Source organism: Psychrobacter sp. WY6 (assembly GCF_018448495.1).
Taxonomy (GTDB): Bacteria; Pseudomonadota; Gammaproteobacteria; order Pseudomonadales; family Moraxellaceae; genus Psychrobacter.
Window position 1 is genome coordinate 1,348,915 of record NZ_CP049902.1, and the last position, 18,747, is coordinate 1,367,661.

General features: G+C 44.1%; 10 protein-coding genes and 3 pseudogenes. 11 read left to right on the forward strand and 2 right to left on the reverse strand.

Features of this window, described 5'->3' with window-relative positions; all coding sequences use genetic code 11:
• Positions 1 to 219: 219 nt before the first annotated feature.
• Positions 220 to 891 (forward strand): hypothetical protein, encoded by a 672-nt coding sequence (locus G7Y90_RS06725; protein WP_193007864.1) that lies wholly within the window; start codon positions 220 to 222, stop codon positions 889 to 891.
• 105 nt (positions 892 to 996) lie between these two features.
• Here G7Y90_RS06725 and glnD read toward each other — a convergent pair.
• Together glnD and map are read right to left on the reverse strand one after the other, a co-directional pair.
• Positions 997 to 3,757, reverse strand: a pseudogene (glnD, locus tag G7Y90_RS06730) ([protein-PII] uridylyltransferase).
• 214 nt (positions 3,758 to 3,971) lie between these two features.
• Positions 3,972 to 4,761: pseudogene (gene map, locus G7Y90_RS06735) on the reverse strand (type I methionyl aminopeptidase).
• Positions 4,762 to 5,071: 310 nt separating this feature from the next.
• Between map and G7Y90_RS06740 the strand changes: the two are divergent.
• From G7Y90_RS06740 to G7Y90_RS06785, 10 genes and pseudogenes are all read left to right on the forward strand, one after another.
• Entirely contained in the window at positions 5,072 to 6,148 is a 1,077-nt protein-coding gene (locus G7Y90_RS06740) for an esterase/lipase family protein (protein ID WP_201553099.1), read from the forward strand.
• 74 nt (positions 6,149 to 6,222) lie between these two features.
• Positions 6,223 to 7,335, forward strand: coding sequence for a lipase secretion chaperone (locus G7Y90_RS06745; RefSeq protein ID WP_201553102.1), 1,113 nt, complete (start codon positions 6,223 to 6,225; stop codon positions 7,333 to 7,335).
• 311 nt (positions 7,336 to 7,646) lie between these two features.
• Positions 7,647 to 8,135 carry an META domain-containing protein gene (locus tag G7Y90_RS06750; RefSeq protein ID WP_055125201.1) on the forward strand — a complete coding sequence of 163 codons (489 nt, stop codon included), beginning with the start codon at positions 7,647 to 7,649 and terminating at the stop codon, positions 8,133 to 8,135.
• Between the two features lie 252 nt (positions 8,136 to 8,387).
• Positions 8,388 to 9,392, forward strand: a complete 1,005-nt coding sequence (locus tag G7Y90_RS06755) for a beta-propeller domain-containing protein (RefSeq protein ID WP_250163735.1) — start codon at positions 8,388 to 8,390, stop codon at positions 9,390 to 9,392.
• 180 nt (positions 9,393 to 9,572) lie between these two features.
• Positions 9,573 to 10,238, forward strand: a complete 666-nt coding sequence (locus tag G7Y90_RS06760; RefSeq protein ID WP_250163736.1) for an OB-fold-containig protein — start codon at positions 9,573 to 9,575, stop codon at positions 10,236 to 10,238.
• A 217-nt stretch (positions 10,239 to 10,455) separates the two neighbouring features.
• Entirely contained in the window at positions 10,456 to 11,736 is a 1,281-nt protein-coding gene (locus G7Y90_RS06765) for a flotillin family protein (RefSeq protein WP_250163737.1), read from the forward strand.
• Positions 11,737 to 11,770: 34 nt separating this feature from the next.
• A complete protein-coding gene (locus G7Y90_RS06770) occupies positions 11,771 to 11,920 on the forward strand; it encodes a hypothetical protein (RefSeq protein ID WP_250163738.1) in 150 nt (49 codons plus the stop codon).
• 75 nt (positions 11,921 to 11,995) lie between these two features.
• Positions 11,996 to 12,529, forward strand: coding sequence for a hypothetical protein (locus G7Y90_RS06775; RefSeq protein ID WP_250163739.1), 534 nt, complete (start codon positions 11,996 to 11,998; stop codon positions 12,527 to 12,529).
• 593 nt (positions 12,530 to 13,122) lie between these two features.
• Positions 13,123 to 14,990, forward strand: a pseudogene (locus G7Y90_RS06780) (DNA repair ATPase); the annotation flags it as partial.
• A 2,478-nt stretch (positions 14,991 to 17,468) separates the two neighbouring features.
• A complete protein-coding gene (locus tag G7Y90_RS06785; protein ID WP_250163947.1) occupies positions 17,469 to 18,713 on the forward strand; it encodes a hypothetical protein in 1,245 nt (414 codons plus the stop codon).
• Positions 18,714 to 18,747 lie beyond the last annotated feature (34 nt).

Here is an 18,747-nt window from a genome sequence, read left to right on the forward strand (position 1 = left end):
ATAAAGAAAAATTACATTTAAGCAGTGTAGCACTTCTCTTATTTTTTGTCTTTTACTTCTCATGCTCAAGCTGCTTAGCTATTTAACCATAAATTATAATAACTAATGAAGCCGTCACAGATTTAAAAATCCTAAAAAAAGCTTATCAATTGATAACTTATAACAATACAAAAAACTGCTGTCAGCCCTAATGATAGATTATGGTGAGGATAATTTGATATGCCTAGTATCTCAAAAACTAATGATCTTAACGCGACAGGCATTCAAGATGAAAATTTTGATGATGCGCAACAGCGAGCCAAATTCTACGAGCTATTAAAACAGCGGGAGCAAAGCTGGTGGCAAGCTCGCCAGCAATTAATTAGCCATAAAGAACGAAAAATGTTTTGGTACGGTGAAAACAGCTTGATGATGTGGTTACTGTGGCAACTGGTCAGTTACGTGATCGTTGCGATGGTGCTGATGTTGCTTAGCAATCAGCTCGGTATTTTACTACCCTTATGGCAATATATTGCCTTATTTGTCTTACAGACAGTGATTTTTGTGGCCATGCTCGCGTCCAAAAGTCGAATGGCAGACAGCTTGCAACGTAAAATCGATAAAGATGAGTTGATGCGTGAAGAGGCACTGAATGAGATGATTATCTTAGCAGAGGACAGCCTTTATCCCGATGTGCATGCCAAATCGCCTATTTCTCTAAGACAAATCTATGAGTGTTTTGGCAGAGATTTTCATTTAGCAAGTTTGCATTGTTTGCTACAAAAAGAGGTCAACGCTGGGCGCTTAATACTGACGCAAAAACAGATTGAAGCAGAGATTCTGCCACCAGATCTTGCGGATGATGAGCTCAATGAGCACGCTAGCGAAATGATATATAAAAGCACCTTATAAAGGTGCTTTTGATATTAACGGGTTAAAAAATACAAAGCATGCCATCAATGAATGGATGATACACGCCGAGTATTTATCTTAGACTTATCTTGTAAGCCCATTTGTTCAATCACATTTGCTGTAAGCAGCAGGCTGCTCTCTTTGCATACTGAGACTTGCCATCAAAGCGGATCGTAGCGCTTCAAGTCTAGCAGCAGATAGCGGTTCATCATTTTGATCGCTGATATAAAACATATCTTCTGCACGTTCGCCCAAAGTGGTGATACGCGCCGCATGTACCTCAATTTTCTCCTGCAAAAATACCTGTCCTACTCTTGCCAATAGTCCCGGCTGATCAAGGGTTTCCAAGCTCATAATATGCTGATCAGAAGCCTCGTTAAACTCAAAATTAATCACCGTGGTTACTTCAAAATGTCTAAGCTGACGCGGTATGCGCTTATTGGTAAGTTTCAGTAATGTCGGGTCTTTAAAAGCATTGATTAAGCGCTGTTTGAGCTCTTGTTGACTGTCCTCATCGACCAATAATGTGCCACTGGGATCGAGCAGTACATAGGAGTCCAAAGCAAAATCGCGGGTAGCAGTAATGATACGGGCGTCTAAAACATCCAAGTTCATTTGATCGAATACAGCCATGGTGACTGCAAACAGGTTCGTCTGATCTTGGGTATAAACAAAGACCTGTACCGCATCAAGGGCCAACTCACGATGCTCACGCAGTACCACCAATGGCGGGCTATCCGCATTAGAAGCAAGACCAATCGGCGGATGGTTCAAAATGGCCTCGGTATGCCATAAGATGTCTTCAGGAATTTCTCTCAAGAAATATTCATCACCCAAATCATCCCATAGCCTCAAGACTTCATCACGATTCATGTGTTGATTGTTGACATTATCGAGCATCGCTAAGGCTTGGGTACGTGTGGCACTGATCATATCTTGGCGGTTAGTAGGTGCATCGATATCAGCGCGCAAAATGCGCCGAGTTTGTGAGTATAACTGTTTCATTAATGTGGCACGCCAGCTGTTCCACAACTGTGGATTGGTCGCATTCATATCCGCAACAGTGAGCACATATAAATGATTGAGGTGGGTGACATTACCGACTAAATTGGCAAAAATAGTGACCACTTCTGGATCTGAGATGTCTTTTTTCTGAGCAGTCATCGACATCAATAAATGATAGCGAGTGAGCCAACCGACCAAGTTGGCATCTGCCAGACTCATACCATGCGCCAAACAAAATTCAGTCGACTCAGTTTGTCCAAGCTCACTATGGTTGCCACCGCGACCTTTGGCAATATCATGAAACATGGCGGCCAGTACCAAGATTTCCTTGCGCTCGATACGTTGAAAGATAGAGCTAACCAGTGGGAAATCTTCATAAAACCGTGGGTCGGTGAAGCGATGCAAAATCCGAATCAAAAATAAGGTATGCGCATCAACCGTATAACGGTGAAATAAATCATATTGCATCAGACCGGTCACTTGGGCGAACGCAGGAATGTAGCTGCCTAAGACGCCATAGCGATTCATGGCACGCAGGCGATGAAACAGATAATTCTGCTCTTTTAAATTGGCTAAGAAGAGCGCTTGGTGAGCGGGGTTATCACGGTAGATTTGATCGATGCCACGCGCGGCGATTTTTAGCGCACGCAACGTATGAGTGCGCACGTTTTTGATACCGTACTGACCCATCAGTAAAAACATCTCTAAGATGCATCAGGATGCTGGGCAAAAACCCGATGATGCGCCATGGCGATTTGGTCACCAACTTGGTTAAAGCGCGCATTGATTGGCTGCTTTTTTGGACGCTCATCATCAGGCAACTGCGGCTCTATAATCGTCTCGTAATAGTGATTGGTCAGCATCTCAGACAGCGTCGATATCTGCATGGCACAGCGATAATAGTCGCGCATAAAACGCTCGACGGCGGCATTTGGTTGATCGTCTGGCTGCGTCTCATAACCCATCAACTGGGCAATTTCACGCTGATAATCAAACAGCAGCTTGTTTTCGTTGCGACCAGTCAATACATGCAGATAATGACGTATTTGCCATAAATAACCTTCTGCAAAGTTCAGCTCATCGAACTCTTTTTCAGTCAAAAAGTTTTGTTGTACTAAGTCATAAAGCTTACCCACTCGAAAATAGCGTTTGGTCACCCAGCCGATGATATGAATGTCGCGTAGACCACCAGGGGCGGTTTTTATATTGGGTTCAAGGTTGTACTCGGTGGCATTGTGCTGTAAATATCGCGCTTTCGCTTCTGCGATTTTTACTTCAAAAAACTCACGTGGCGACCACTGTTTATTGACAATTTGAACGGGCACATCCTGTAAAGCCTCATTACCAATTAATAGCCGAGCTTCTAGCTGGGCACTGGCAATGGTGTGATCGAGCGACGCCTCTAAAGCGTCATTAACACTACGTACCGAGAGAGCAGGCTCTAATCCGATATCCCACAATAGAGCCACCAACCGATCTATTTTCCCACTGGCATCAGCACCAATCTCATCAGGGAGAGCAATAAAATGTCGATGTCTGAATAAAGCGACAGCTCGCCGCGACCATAACCGCCTGTGGCAAATAAAGCCAAATCTGTCTTATCCAGCTCAAACCAGTTGAACAAGGCAATCAGCAATTCGTCAATCGCACCAGAGCGTGCCGCGACCAATTGACGAATATTGACACCGCGTTCAAGTGCACGGTTAATATCCTGATTAATTTGAGTCAACCAGTGAGGAATACCCAGTAGCGACTTTTCAGTGACAGGGGTGTCCGCTAGCAGTGACGCGTTTGTCGCTATATCCTTTGATAATAGAGGTAAAGGTGTCAGATCGATAGAAGCGACATCACAAGTAAACATGAGTGTTATCCCGTTAAGAGTTTAAAAATAAAACGTTTCAGCTGAAAAGCGTAGAATCACCAGTGTGCTGGTAGCTGACAAAAGCCACAAATAGAAGTTACCAATATAAGTTATTAAGTCATCAGAGTATAAAGATAAAAAGCGGGTGAGCACAATACTCAATATGACCTAATTATTGGCCAAAAAAAAGACCGCCTAGGCGATTTTTTTGATATTACTGGGTCAAAAAACTCAAATCTTCTTCAGGGCGAGTGGTAAACACCTCACAGCCATTATCGGTCACGACCATCGTATGCTCCCACTGTGCTGACAGCTTACGGTCTTTAGTAATCGCCGTCCATTCGTCAGGCAAAATCTTGGTTTGCCATGTACCTTGGTTAATCATCGGTTCGATGGTAAAGGTCATGCCTGTTTTTAGCTCAAAGCCTGTGCCTTTTTTGCCATAGTGCATGACTTGCGGCTCATGGTGAAACTCATTACTAATGCCGTGACCACAGAACTCGCGAACGATACTGAAACGTTCAGGCTCGACCACTGCTTGGATAGCAGCACCGACATCACCTAGACGCGCACCGTTTTTGACGACACTCATACCAGCATATAGGGCGTCTTGTGCCACTTTGCAGATACGCTGTGCCATGATAGAGCCGTTACCAACGATCCACATTTTTGAGGTATCGCCATAGTAGCCATTTTATCACGGTCACATCGATATTGATGATGTCACCATCTTTGAGTAGCTTGTTTTCGGCTGGGATACCATGACAAACCACATGGTTAATCGAGGTACAAATTGATTTTGGGAAGCCATTGTAGTTAAGCGGTGCAGGAATAGCCTGTTGCACATTAACAATATAGTCATGGGCGATTTGGTTAAGTGCCTCGGTACTGATGCCAACTCGAACGTGCTCATCGAGCATGACAAGGACATCACTGGCAAGTTTACCGGCCACGCGCATTTTTTCTATGGCTTCTGGGGACTGGATAAGGGATTTTTTAGTCATCATTATATTACTTATAGTTATGGAATTAATGGCTTGAATTATAACATAAATGAAGACGCCGCTGTTTTACGTTAAGTGATAGTGAATCTATCATTATTATTGATAATAATTGCTTTACAGCGAAGTAGGGGCAGTTGTGACCCTCTAGTCACGATAATATATTCATATTTTGACAATTTAGTTGAATGTTACAGAAGATATAAGTAATGTAATTTTGCATGCTAAAGGAATTAGCAGCAATCTTTGCCGCTTCTGCTGTCGTATTTGAGAGGTAAAGATAACCCACATTAATGATAACAAGGACGTTATTATGACGCTAAAAACTTCTCTAGCTTCGGCTTTCACGCCCAGCGCATTTCTCCCCTCACTTGGTGTTATCGGTGCCGGTGTACTCTTAATGGCTCTACAAACCACCTCGGCTCAAGCTGCTGGTCAATACTATAATTGCGCCAATTCAACCGGATGTAAGCTGGTCAGCAACAAATACTGGACGTCAAATCATACTGATACAAAATACCCAATTGTTATGGCACATGGTCTTGGCGGCTTCACTAACTTGTTTGGGATTATCGACTACTTCAATGGCATTCCTCAAGAGTTGATGAAAGGCGGCTCAGAGGTATATACCACCAAAACGTCAGCCGTCAATAACAGTGAGATTCGCGGAGAGCAGCTGCTACAACAAGTCAAAACCATCACTGCCATTTCAGGTGAGCCTAAAGTCAATTTATTTGGACACAGTCAAGGCGGTATAGATATCCGCTATGTCGCTGGCGTCGCGCCAAAATATGTCGCATCAGTCACGGCAGTCTCAAGCCCAGAACAAGGGTCAAAAACGGCAGATTTTGTCAAAAACACCCTCGAGCCAAACAACACCACAGGTAATCCATCCAATGTCACAACACAGCTAGTCTCAGGCGTGTTCAATTTGATTGGTGGCTTTACAGACGTTGGCTCAGGTATCAGTTTTAAAGAGATACAAGAGCAAGATGGCTGGCAAGCGCTCGTGGCTCTATCAACCGATGGTGCTGCTAAGTTCAATGCCAAATTTCCTGCGGCAATGCCAAAAAACTATTGTGGTCAGCCGACCAGTACTGCTGTCAATGGCATTAAATACTATTCGTTCAGCGGGGTTGGGCAAATAACAAGCGCACTGGATCCTAGTGATTATTTATTGGCAGCAACGAGCGTACCGTTTGCAGGCGAGTCTAATGATGGGTTGGTGTCTGCTTGCTCAAGTCGTCTTGGTTATGTGATTCGGGATAATTATAGAATGAACCATTTGGATTCAGCCGATCAAGTATTGGGTCTGACGGCATGGGGCGATTCTGAGCCAAAATCTATCTATCGTACTCAGGTCAATCGTCTTAAAAACGCTAACCTTTAATAATGTAAGCTTTTAAGAACATACGCTTTTAAAAACATAAGCCTTTAAGCTGACTTATAAAAGAACCCTTATTTATGTCGAATAATCGCCGCCCAGCCTATCTACCAATAGTTATAATCGCCGTGGTTAGCATAGCCATAACGGCGGCGGTGATTATGTGGTTCAAACCTGATAATACACGTATGGCTACAGCGCAACCAGTATCCAGTGCCCTCACTAGTGAGGCTGATGCTACTCTATCAACTGCGCTGGATAATGGCCAAGTAGTGCAAACAACAGCCGACCAAAACCAATCTCTATTTGTCACTGGATTGGAGCGTTTGCCGCGCTCATTACAAGGCACGCAAATTGACGGCGAAATCATTATTGACGAAAATAAGCAGTTGGTCGTCACTGAAGGTCTACGGCGTCTATTCGATTATTTTTTGTCGGCGCTGGGTGAAGAAGATGAAGCGGTTATTTATGCCCGTGTTGAAAGCTATATTCGTCACCACACGCCAGAGCCAGCCGCTAGTCAAGCGGTCGCTATATTTGACCAATATATTACCTATCTTAAAGCCATTTCTGAAATAGAACAACGTTATGGCAATCTGCAATTACAAGCGGCAAAAAGCGGTGAGCTGGATCTAAATATCGTCGCTCAGCAAAAGCAAGATGTAGCCAAGTTGCGTCAGCAGTATTTTACTAAAGAAATCATTACCGCCTTCTTTGGTGCAGAAGAGGAGTATGATGATTATAGTATGGAGATGGTCAGAATCAACCAAAACCAGCAGCTAACGGATGTGCAAAAAGAGGCAACACGGCAGAACTATATAAGCCGTATGCCGGATAATGCGCTCAAAGCCGGTATCACCCAGCAAGCCAACCTGAACGAGCTGATGAATCGCACAAAACAGATGCAAGCAAAAGGGGCAACGGCTCAGGAATTGTATAACATGCGTCGTGATCTGGTAGGTGCTCCAGCCGCCGCACGCCTCGCGCAAGTCGATGCAGAAGATGCTAACTTTGCTCAACGTTTCGACCAATATCAAGCTCAAAAACAGCACTTATTGAGTCAAAGTGCAGATAAAACGCAAGCACAAACCCAAATCAATCAAATCGAACAGCAGCTATTTAGTGAGGCTGAACGCAAACGTTTGGTAGGCTATGCTGCTTTGCAACAACAGAACCTCGCCAATCTGGAGTAATGCCTAACATAAATAAGTAAAACGGTAATTTTGACGAGAAATTGTCGGCTTTTAGAGTATATTCGAGAAGTTATATAAAAAGTGTTAGCAGTTAATGTACTGTCTAACAATAGAGGTTAGCAAAAAGACTATAGAGCGCAACAAAAACAGGGTAATCATACACTCAATCTATAATGACAGTTAAGCTCCAGTTGTGCATAATGACCGCATTATTGAGAGTAATGAATAAAACAGTAAATTAATCATAATAAAAACGAATGTTTAGGATAAGAGTTATTTTTTATTCTAAAAAAACCACTATAGGAGCTTATATGAAAAACATGACTAAAATGATGATGGCAGCGACACTTGCGGTAGGTACGTTGGCTGCTGGTTGCCAAACCACCCCTAGCGTAACAGCGCCAGTGACTCAACCAATTACTTCTAATACGCTACAAGCATATGATTGGCAGCTCGTTGACGCAAAACGCAGCAATGGCGATAAGGTTAGCCAATTGTTCTTTGATCCAGCGAAGCCGTTGACGCTAAAGTTCTTCAAAGATAGTGGCAGTGACCGTGTGACCTTTATGAACACCTGTAATAACATGGGCGCTGACTACAAGGTTGTGAATGGCAATGTCGTATTAGGCAACGTTTTATCTACTATGATGGCATGCCCTGAGCCACAAGCAAGTTTTGATACTGCGACTTTAGCGACCGTGCAAGGTAAATATAGCATCAGTAAAAATGCCAATAACACGCCTATCTTGACCATTACCAATAGTAATCAAGTTGCCCATTTCAAAGCCGTTTCTAAATAATTCAATCATTATAGATGGTTTTTAAATAGTATTTGCTAAAAGCTTTTTTTTATAAAAGTCAGATGTAGTTTTAAAAATGCCTCACTATCTAGTGGGGTTTTTTTGTCCAAAATTTGGCATGGTTTACGCTACACTGTCATTTGCTATTAAGTAAAGTCTTTAGGCTAGGATATTTTAATGCACTCAATCTTTTAGCCTTGATTGTCAAGATTCTCAGTACGCAATAATCAATACTTTATTGGACGTTATTTTATGTCAAAAATGCTTGTATCAAAATCATCCGTCAATATAAGAACGATAAGTAATATCACCGCACTAACGACTTTTATTCTGTTGACGGGTTGTCAGACCTTGCCTAGTACGATGTCTAAAACGATGCAAGCACCTGCTAATAATATGAGTGCGAGCAATCCACTAACGGCACGAATGTCAGCGATAGATCGGCAAGGGCGCATTGCCTATGTCGAGGAGCAAGGAATCGGAGCTGCAAAGATATCGACGCTTTATAGCATTCGTCCTGATGGTAGTGATCGTCAGTTAATCGATCAGCTTAATGGTTATATTTATGCGCCAGCCTGGTCAGCTGATGGGCAACTGCTGGCATATAGTAAACAAGCGCCGCGCCAGCATCCTAAGATTTATATCTATGATCGCAAAAGCAACATCCGCAACCTTGTGGTAAATGCTGAAGGCAGCAATATGTCAGCGTCGTTCTCACCTGATGGGCAAAAACTCCTATATAGCTCAACTGTCGGCGGCAATTCTGATATCTATGAGATACGTCTGAGTGACGGTAAGACCACACAGCTCACTACGTTACCGAGCACGGAAGTACAGCCAAGTTACGCCAGTGATGGGCAAAGTTTTGTTTATACCAGTGATAAAGTCCGCGCTGGACGTCCACGTATCTATCGCTATAACTTCGAGACTGCTAGTGCCGCGCCTGTGCTAACAAGTGGCTATGTCGCCAGTCCGCAACTGAGCTTGGACGGTCAGCGCATGGCATATCTCAATGGTCGTAAGGCTGCGGTGATGACGCTGGCTACAGGGCAAGTTATCAATCTAGCAGAGACTGGACTGGATGAACCAGCACGTCTTTCACCATCTGCACAGTATGCTGTCTATCCGACAAAGCTTTCACAAGTGGGCGGTCAAAATGGCGGCAGCTTGGTCATTCATTCATTATCTGGTAATACAAGCTATGCGATCGGCAGTAAGGTGGGCGGAGTCGTGCGCTCGCCGATATGGGGACGCTAAAGGCAAAACCTATGTATTATGTAATGGAATGTATATAATCCTTGATAAAGCAACATAAGTTGATTTTAAAAATGTAAACTTGGCAGCATTAATTCGAGTGAGCATCATCCACATAATACCAATTTGCATAACCAAGTCATTGAGCTAATAGATTGGGTGAGCAAAAGGAGAACACGCGCAATGCAGGAAGCTTTTTTAGTCTTTATCACTAAAATCAGTTTATATCCTACGATTATTTTTACGGGGCTTGTGATGTTCGTCACTTTATATTGGGTTGTGTCTTTACTCGGCATGGCAGATATGGATAGCGTAGACCTTGGTGAGTCAGGCGGTGATGCTGATGTCTCTACCTTATCATCGACTGGTTTTTTCACCGGTCTCATGCTCAAATTTGGTCTTTACGGTGTCCCTTTAATCATCATACTAAGCTTAATTAGCTTGATCGGTTGGTTGCTCAGCTATTTATATACCAGCTTTTTACACCAATATTTCGATTCTGGCGTTCTGTATTATTTATTCGGTACAGGGGCGCTCATTTTCGTATTGGTCGTATCCATGTGGTTGACAGGCATTATTATTTCGCCGATTCGCAAAAATATCGCCAAAATTCCTAAACGTAATTCGTCTAATAATGTGGGTAAGATCGCTGTTGTGCGTACGCTTAGTGTCACAGATAAGCATGGCGAAGCAGAGCTAAATGATGGCGGTGCAGGATTGATATTAAAGATTCGTTCAGATATTGATGATAATTTATTAAAACAAGGCGATAGAGTGATGTTGGTCGAGTATTTAAAGGATGCCAATACCTATCGAGTTGCTGTCGTCGAAGATAAAAAAATATTGTAAAAATATGAATAAAATTATGCATTTTTAGAAGTAGCATAAATCGTTTTAAATTTGGTTATAGTCGGTTCAATGTAGTTCAGATATCAGAATGGTGCGTGACAGGGCTATAAAGCGCACATGCTGTAAACAGTGCTATGAATAGTAGAGTTAGCAGGCTTGATAGCGTATCTGATTTATATTGAATGGATTATGGAATGTTTTAATTAAAGGAATGGATATGGACACACTCATTATCGTCGGCGTGGTTGTAGTGCTGGCGTTTGTTTTTATGATGGTCGCACTATTGATGCTCAAGGCCTTTTACTTTAAGGTCGAGCAGGGCAAAGCACTCATTATTAACGGTGTGAGTAAAATTGCCGTACGTTTTGATGGTGGTTTTGTTTGGCCAGTCATCAACAAAAAAGAATTGATGCGCATATCGCTCATCACCTTAGAAGTGGACAGACGCGGTAAAGAAGGTTTGATTTGCGCAGACAACATGCGTGCTGATATCACCGTGGCATTTTATTTACGCGTCAATGAAACCGAAGAGGATGTGCTAAAAGTCGCTAAATCGGTTGGTGTAGAGCGCGCGTCAGACAAAGTCGCTGTCAACGAGCTGTTTAATGCTAAGTTCTCAGAAGCCTTAAAAACAGTTGGTAAGCAGATTGATTTTGTCAAACTGTTTGAAAACCGCAGCGAGTTTCGCGACAGTATCGTTCAAGAAATTGGTAACGATCTGAATGGCTATGTCTTAGAAGATGTGGCGATTGATTATTTAGAGCAAACGCCAAAAGCGTCATTAGATTCAAGCAATATCTTAGATGCTGAAGGTATCAAAAAGATTACTCAATTAACGGCTTTTCAGAACGTCATTACCAACGAGCTCGAGCGTGATGAAGAGCTGGCAGTTAAGAAAAAGAATGTCGAAACCAGAGAGGCAATGCTAGAGCTAGAGCGTCAACAAGCCGATGCCGAAGCCAAACAGCAACGTGAAATCTCGTCAGTGATTGCACGTGAGACTGCTGAGACCCGCAAAATTGAAGAAGAAGAGCGTAAAAAATCTGAAACGGCTGTTATCTCGGTTGAGCAAGATTTGGCCATTCAGCGTGAGAATCAGCAGCGTGAAATCGAAGTAGCAGGACAAAATCGTCTGCGTGCAGTCGTCATCGAAGAAGAAAAAGTGACGCGTGCTCGTGATTTAGAAATTGTCTCTCGTGAGCGTGAAGTTGATCTGCAACGTATCGAAGCCGAACGTGCGATTGAGCTTGAGAAAAAAGAAATCGCCAACGTCATTCGTGAACGTATCGCAGTGGACAAAACCGTTGCGCAAGAAGAAGAGCGTATCAAAGAAGTCCGCGAAATCAGTGAAGCTCAGCGTTCTAAGCAAACACGCGTCCTAGCAGCTGAAGCCGATGCGGAAGAAATCAAAGTACGTCAGGTGAAAAAAGCCGAAGCAAGAGCTGTCTGCCAAGCACAAAGCCGTCGAAATCACCACGCTTGCCGCTGCCAATCTTGAAGCATCCGCCAAAGATGCAGAAGCCAAAATTAAAATGGCCGAAGGTACTAAAGCAGAAGAGTCAGCACATGGCTTCGCTGAAGCGGCTATCCAAGAAGTCAAAGCGGCTTCTTTGGAAAAAGAAGGCATTGCGAAAGCCAATGTTATCAAAGCGACTGGACAAGCTGAAACAAGCAGATCGTGAAAAAGGCATGGCAGATGCTGAGGTTATCGCGGCTCGTGGTGAATCTAAGGCAAAAAGCTGGAACGTGATATCGGTATGGTGAGCAGAAATATCGCGGCTCGCGGTGAAGCTACTGCCAGAGCTGAGCGTGAAAAAGGCATGGCAGATGCTCAAGTCATCGCGGCTCGCGGTGAGTCAAATGCTAAAGCAGAGCGTGAAGTTGGATTGGCAAAAGCCGAAGTTACTCGTGCACATTTCCAAGCCGAAGCAGATGGTCTGGTCGAGAAATTCAATGCCATGGGTAGCATGAGCAAAGAGGCACGTGAGCACGAAGAGTTCCGCATGAGCCTTGAGACAGCATTGCAAGAAGCGCTTGCCTCGATTGATGCTGGTAAAGAGATTGCGAAAGAAAATGCTGAAGTATTGGCTGTGGCGTTACAGAAAGCCAAAATCGATATTGTTGGCGGTGAAGCGCATTTCTTTGATAACTTTGCCAAGTCATTGTCTATCGGTAAAGCCATTGATGGCCTAGCAGGTAAGTCAGACACATTGAGCGGTATCATCAATGGTGTGATGGCCAGTCAAGCAATGAAATCAAACCAGAAAAATGATGATAAAACGACTTATTAATAAGGTCTAAATGCCTAGTATTAATGGGCAAGTATTAGTGAGCAAGTTTTTATCTAACAGTATGAATGAGTAATATTTTCTAAAATAAAGTATCTGTCGTGTAGGCGGCAGATTTTTTTGGCTAACTCAGGGTGATTCAGAATGACGAATCATGATGAGTTGGTTAATCTAAAAAAATAGCAGTGACGACTTGTTTTTTTAGATTAGCCAAGTGCTTCTTTACTTTCAATGATTCTTTATTGCCCAAAATTCTCTTATAGTGGATTCAGTTTAAAAGAGATACAAGGCAACCGAGTGCAGATGTATATGTGATACTTCAAGCGAGGTTAACGCTGTAGCTCTTTTATAAAGGATTGACTATATTATGTAAAAACAGAAACGGACGAGCAACGATGGCGGATACGCAAACTTCAAAGAACTCAGATAGCAACGATAAAAATAACGCTAATCAAGCCAACCAAACCGATCAGGCAGTCGCTTCAGGCAATGCTTATGAGCTCATCAAAAAACGTCTGACCGAACAAGGCAGCCGCTTAGAGCAGCAGACGGCAACGCTAAATAATGCGCGTCTCGAAGAGTTTGGCAGCACCCAAATGCAAGTCATTGCTCGCACTCGTATTCGCACCGAGTACAACTGTGTGGCACAAGACATGGTGCAGGTTGGTGATTATCTGCTATTTGGCTATAACGTCTTTATGGGGCTTAAACGTGCGAGTAATATCAAGGATGTATTGTCGTTATATCGTCTGAACGAGCCAGTTGGTAATGAAGAAGAGTATCAGCTCGAAGAGGTCGATTTAAAAGGGACTTTTTTGGCTCAAGACGCCTTTGTCCAAGACTTCAATGAGCTGTATCGATACTACAAGCAAACGCGCCTGATTCAAATAACAGTTAAAGACAGCAAGTTACTGTTAGCGTTTCAGATTGGTGAGCGCATCACCGATATTCGAGTGTTCCGTTTTGCGTTAGATTTTAGCCAAGGCACACCAGAGTCGGCGCAAGTCGCTTATGTGGACAATCGAGGCGAGCGTGACATTGAACTGCCGCCTGCTTATGATTTCGACTGGATTGAGACCACACGCGATCAAATGGTGAATGGCAAATACCCGCATATGAATATCTAGACACGATATTTGTGGAAACGGTCGGTGGTGATTTGACCATTAAGATTGAGGACAATACGCAGTCCGGTCAGGGTATTTATAGCGAACCAGTCAATGACCGTACTCAGTCGCTGACGGATGCTGAGATTGCTTATGCCAAAGTCGGTAGTCTAATACTGCTCAAAATATTGCCTTATCGCGAAGAGGATTACCGTTATTTCGTTTATAACACCTTGACCGAAGCAGTGCTGCGACTGGATGCGATTGGTCAATCATGCGTTCAGCTACCAGAAGACCACGGCATCATGTTTCCGGGTGGTTATTATCTACAGACGGGTGAGTATAAGCTGTTCGAGGCCAATAACGTTGGCGCTACTGACTTACGGTTTAAGCGTAAAATTGTATCGCCAAATGGTGAAGATGTTTTATTCTTATTTTACGACAGAGACTTGGGCGTCACGGGGCTGTTCCCTTATAACCTGATTAAAAAGCAATTGGCAAACCCTATCTATTGCAACGGTATGGCCTTGGCTGAGAATGGTCGCTTGGTGTTGTTTAGTGACCAAAGCGAGCCATCTCGTATTCACCCAATGCAGATATGGCACACGCCTTATGCCTCGCATGAGTATGTGAGTGAGCTGCCAGAGAGCACGAGTTTTTATGGCAAGATTGGCAATAAAGAATTGGTGCGCGGTATCTCCGACCTTTATAGCATTACTCGCCTGATTGATAATCAAAGCGTGTCACAGAAGCTCTATGAAGAGCTTACCAATAATACTAGCCGACTCTTTGACAGCTATTATTGGTTGTCTGAGCCTGAGCTGAGCGAAGTCGCCAGCAGTATTAAAGAAGTGACGGCCACGGCTGAACTGGTGATTGATGAGTTCGCTAAAGTACAAAGTATCCAAAAGCAAACCCAAACTGCGCTAGCCGATGCTGATACGCAGCAAAGTGAGATTTTGCGGCAGATACGCGTCACTAGCTTTGAGTCTGGCAGTGATTATGTCGATCAGTTGTCAGCGTTAAGACGCCAAAAAGGTCGCTTAGTCAGCTTGGAAGAGTTGCGTTATCTGGATGCTGACAAGCTACAAGCATTACAGACACAGTTAGAAGAAGCCGAAAGCGAGCTCGCTGAAAAGACTGTGCTGTTTTTAAGTGGTGAAGAGGCGCTATCAAGCTACGAAGGCATATTGGTCGATGTCAGTGAGCGTTTGAACACTGCTGAAACCAATGCCGAGCTAAAACCTGTACTAGAAAAAATCGACGAGACAGCGCAAGGGTTAGATTTATTAACCGAGTTGCTAGGCACGTTGGATGTGGCTGATGCTACGGTGCGTACGCAAATTATCGATGATATATCGACCATTTATGCGAGCCTAAACCAGAGCAAAGCCAAACTCAATCATAAGCGCAAAAATCTAGGCTCAGCGGAGGCCGTTGCACAATTTGGTGCGCAGTTTAAGCTATTCGGGCAATCGATTGCCAATGCGTTATCTATTGCCAATACCCCTGAGAAATCAGATGAGCAAATGGCTAAGCTATTGGTGCAGCTAGAAGAATTAGAAAGTCAGTTCGCTGATCCAGAGACCAATAGTGGCGATCAGTTTTTAGCCGATATCATCAGTAAACGTGAAGAGATTTACGAGACCTTCGAAAATCATAAGCAGCAATTGCTCGATGCCCGTAACCGTAAAGCGCAAAACTTGGGTGATGGCGCGCTGCGAATGCTTGAGAGTATTAAAAAACGCACGCAAAGTACTGGCGTCACAGGCTTTACAGAGGAAGAGGCGCTAAATACGTATTTTGCGGCTGATGGTCTGGTACAAAAAGTCCGTAACATCGCAAAAGAGCTGCAAGCGATGGGCTTTAGTGTAAAAGCTGATGACATCGATGCCCGTCTAAAAGCCATCCAAATCGAGAGTTATAAGAGTCTAAAAGACAAGTCGGATTTGTTTGAAGATGGCGGTCAGATTATTAAACTGGGCAAGCACCGTTTTTCGGTTAATACTCAGCCACTTGATTTGACTTTATTAAGCCGTCAGCAGTCAGATGGCAACCGTGTTTTAAATCTACATCTAACGGGCACAGACTATTATGAAGTGCTTAATAACACTGAGCTGAACGCCTTGCGCCCGTATTGGGACATGAATATCGCCTCTGAGTCCGATGCCGTTTACCGCGCCGAGTACTTGGCGTATAGCATTATTGAAAGTGCTAAAAATAGCCAAGATGGCTTGACCGAAGCACGTCTATATCAAGCATACGATGCAACTGTTATTACTCTAGACATTAATGGCGATATTGATAACGACAGCCCCTTGTCCAAACTGGTCAAAGCTTACGCCACCCCTCGCTATCAGCTCGGCTATGACAAAGGCATTCATGACCATGATGCCACGCTATTATTGATGCAAATACTGCCGACTTTGCGCGAGGCAGGGTTGTTGATTTATACCCCGCAAGTACGTGCCTTGGCGCAATTATTCTATTGGCAGCTCAATATCGTACAAGCGCTGGGCTTAGACAGCTTACGTCAGTTCGGTTATGACGCTTGGTTAAATGAGTCCGTGCTGACGCGCGCGAGCAACTGGACGGATAGAGCCGCGACCGCCGAGCAACTGCGCCGTGCATTGGGTAGTGATACCGCTAAGTCTCTATTGGTCGAAGATATGAGCCAAGTGATGCGTGACTTTGTCGCCGCTCATAATGATGACAGTCTTAGCGCTGATAACGGTGCTAGCATCGATAAAGGTAGTAGCGTTGATAACGGCGCTAATATCTTCAAACCAAGCTATGTCCAGCTTGCTTGCGAATATTTGGTTAGCGTGATGGGGCAGTCGGTTGAAACCAATGCAGGTGCATATAACACAATAAACTGGCAAACCAGCCAACAAGCGCAGCAGTTGTGTGAACAGCTAAGCCAAACGCTAAATAGTGCCTCAGGTAGCATGCAAGCGACGGCCAGTTTTGACCAACTACAGTCTTCAATTGGCAAGCTTGGCTTTCAACCCAAATCAGCCTATGAGCTATTGGCAACATGGTTCCATGCATTGCTTGATAAAACCTACGCTAGTACAGCATTGGCTAATGCAGCCGATGATTGCACCAATAAAGACGGCGAACTCAGTGAGGCACAGCTTGCTGAAATTGAAGAAAAAGACGCGTTACGTAAGCAGCAATTAGAAAGTGGCCGTCATTATGTGCCGGAGGCGATTGCAGTTTTACTTACTCAATTGAACGATGCCCAACGTGAAGCCTTGGTGCAACGATTGATTGATTCAGGTGCTAGCTTTGATAAAGGATTGGGTAGTAAAAAAATAGATAATCAAGGCGCAAGTGGAACACCGTCAGCTTTGTCATTTTCATCAGCCACCTCATCGACTCTGTCATCGATCACGTCATTGACCAGTATTAATAATCCGCTCAATCAAGTGCAAAGCTTTGAGCGTAGTACGGGCAAGGTATCGCTTGAGATTCAGGTGAATAACTTGCTGGGTGAGCATGCGCGTATTCATCAGCAGACCTTAACCTTTGCCGTTGATGACTTCTTGAATCGTCTGCATCATCATGATACCCAAGTCATCCCTGCCTATAGACGTTATCTGGCCATGCGCTCAGAGATATTACATGACTCAAAAGAGACGTTGCGACTGGACGAGTTTATGCCACGTCCATTGTCTTCATTTGTGCGTAACCGTCTGATTAATGAGAGCTATCTGCCACTCATCGGTGACAACCTCGCCAAACAGATGGGCACGGTCGGTGAGGATAAGCGTACCGATTTGATGGGTATTCTCATGATGATATCGCCACCAGGGTATGGTAAAACCACCTTGATGGAGTACGTGGCGAACCGTCTGGGCCTTATCTTTATGAAGATTAATTGTCCATCACTCGGTCATGATGTGACGTCTTTAGATCCCGAAAAAGCGCCCAATGCTACCGCACGAGAAGAGCTGAATAAAATCAACTTAGCTTTTGAGATGGGCAATAATGTCATGCTTTATCTCGATGATATTCAGCATACCCATGCGGAATTTTTACAGAAGTTTATCTCACTCGGTGATGGTACGCGCCGTATCGATGGTGTTTGGCAAGGTAAAACCAAAACCTATGATATGCGTGGCAAAAAGTTCTGCGTGGTCATGGCAGGTAACCCATATACCGAGAGCGGCGAAGCCTTCAAAGTGCCAGACATGCTCGCCAACCGTGCCGATATCTACAACTTAGGTGATATCATGAGCGGCATGGAAGAAGTGTTTGCGCTCAGTTATATCGAAAACTCTCTAACTTCTAATACTGTCCTCGCGCCACTGGCCAACCGCGACCTAGCGGATGTCCATCGTCTCATCAAAATGGCGAAAGCGGACAATGCGAATCTTGCACAAGCCCAAAGCGGTGATTTGACGTATCCGTATAGTACCTCAGAGATTAATGAGATTGTCGCGATCTTGCGTCATATGTTTAGGGTGCAAGAGGTCATTCTAGACGTCAACCAAGCCTATATTGCCTCGGCCTCGCAAGATGACAAGTACCGCGTTGAGCCGATATTTAAGCTGCAAGGTAGTTATCGTAATATGAATAAAATGACCGAAAAGCTGTCGGCGGTCATGAATGAGAGTGAGCTAAATCAGCTGATAGATGATCACTATCTGGGCGAGTCACAGCTATTGACTCAAGGCGCAGAGAGTAACTTGCTCAAGCTTGGTGAGATGCGCGGTGTCTTGACCGAAGCAGAAATGCAGCGTTGGGCGCAAATCAAAGCCGACTTCTTGCGTAACAAAGCCATGGGCGGTGAAGATGGTGACACGGGCGCGCGTATCGTTGCCCAATTGGTCGATTTGGCCAGTGGCTTCAATGCCATCAGTAGCCAGTTTGAGACATACTTAACGAAAAATGATCCAGAACAAATCGCTCGCTTACGAGAAGCAGGGCAACAAGCGCAGCTCGATGCGCAGTTAAACGGCCAATTAGAAGCACAGAAAATCCTTGCCGATAGTGTCATTAATAATGCCAAAGTTGTCAGCGACAGTATCGATAATGGCTTTGAGAAAAGTCTGAATCAGCTGATGCAAATATAAAGCATGATCACAATGCTGAAAAGGCAGAAGGCGA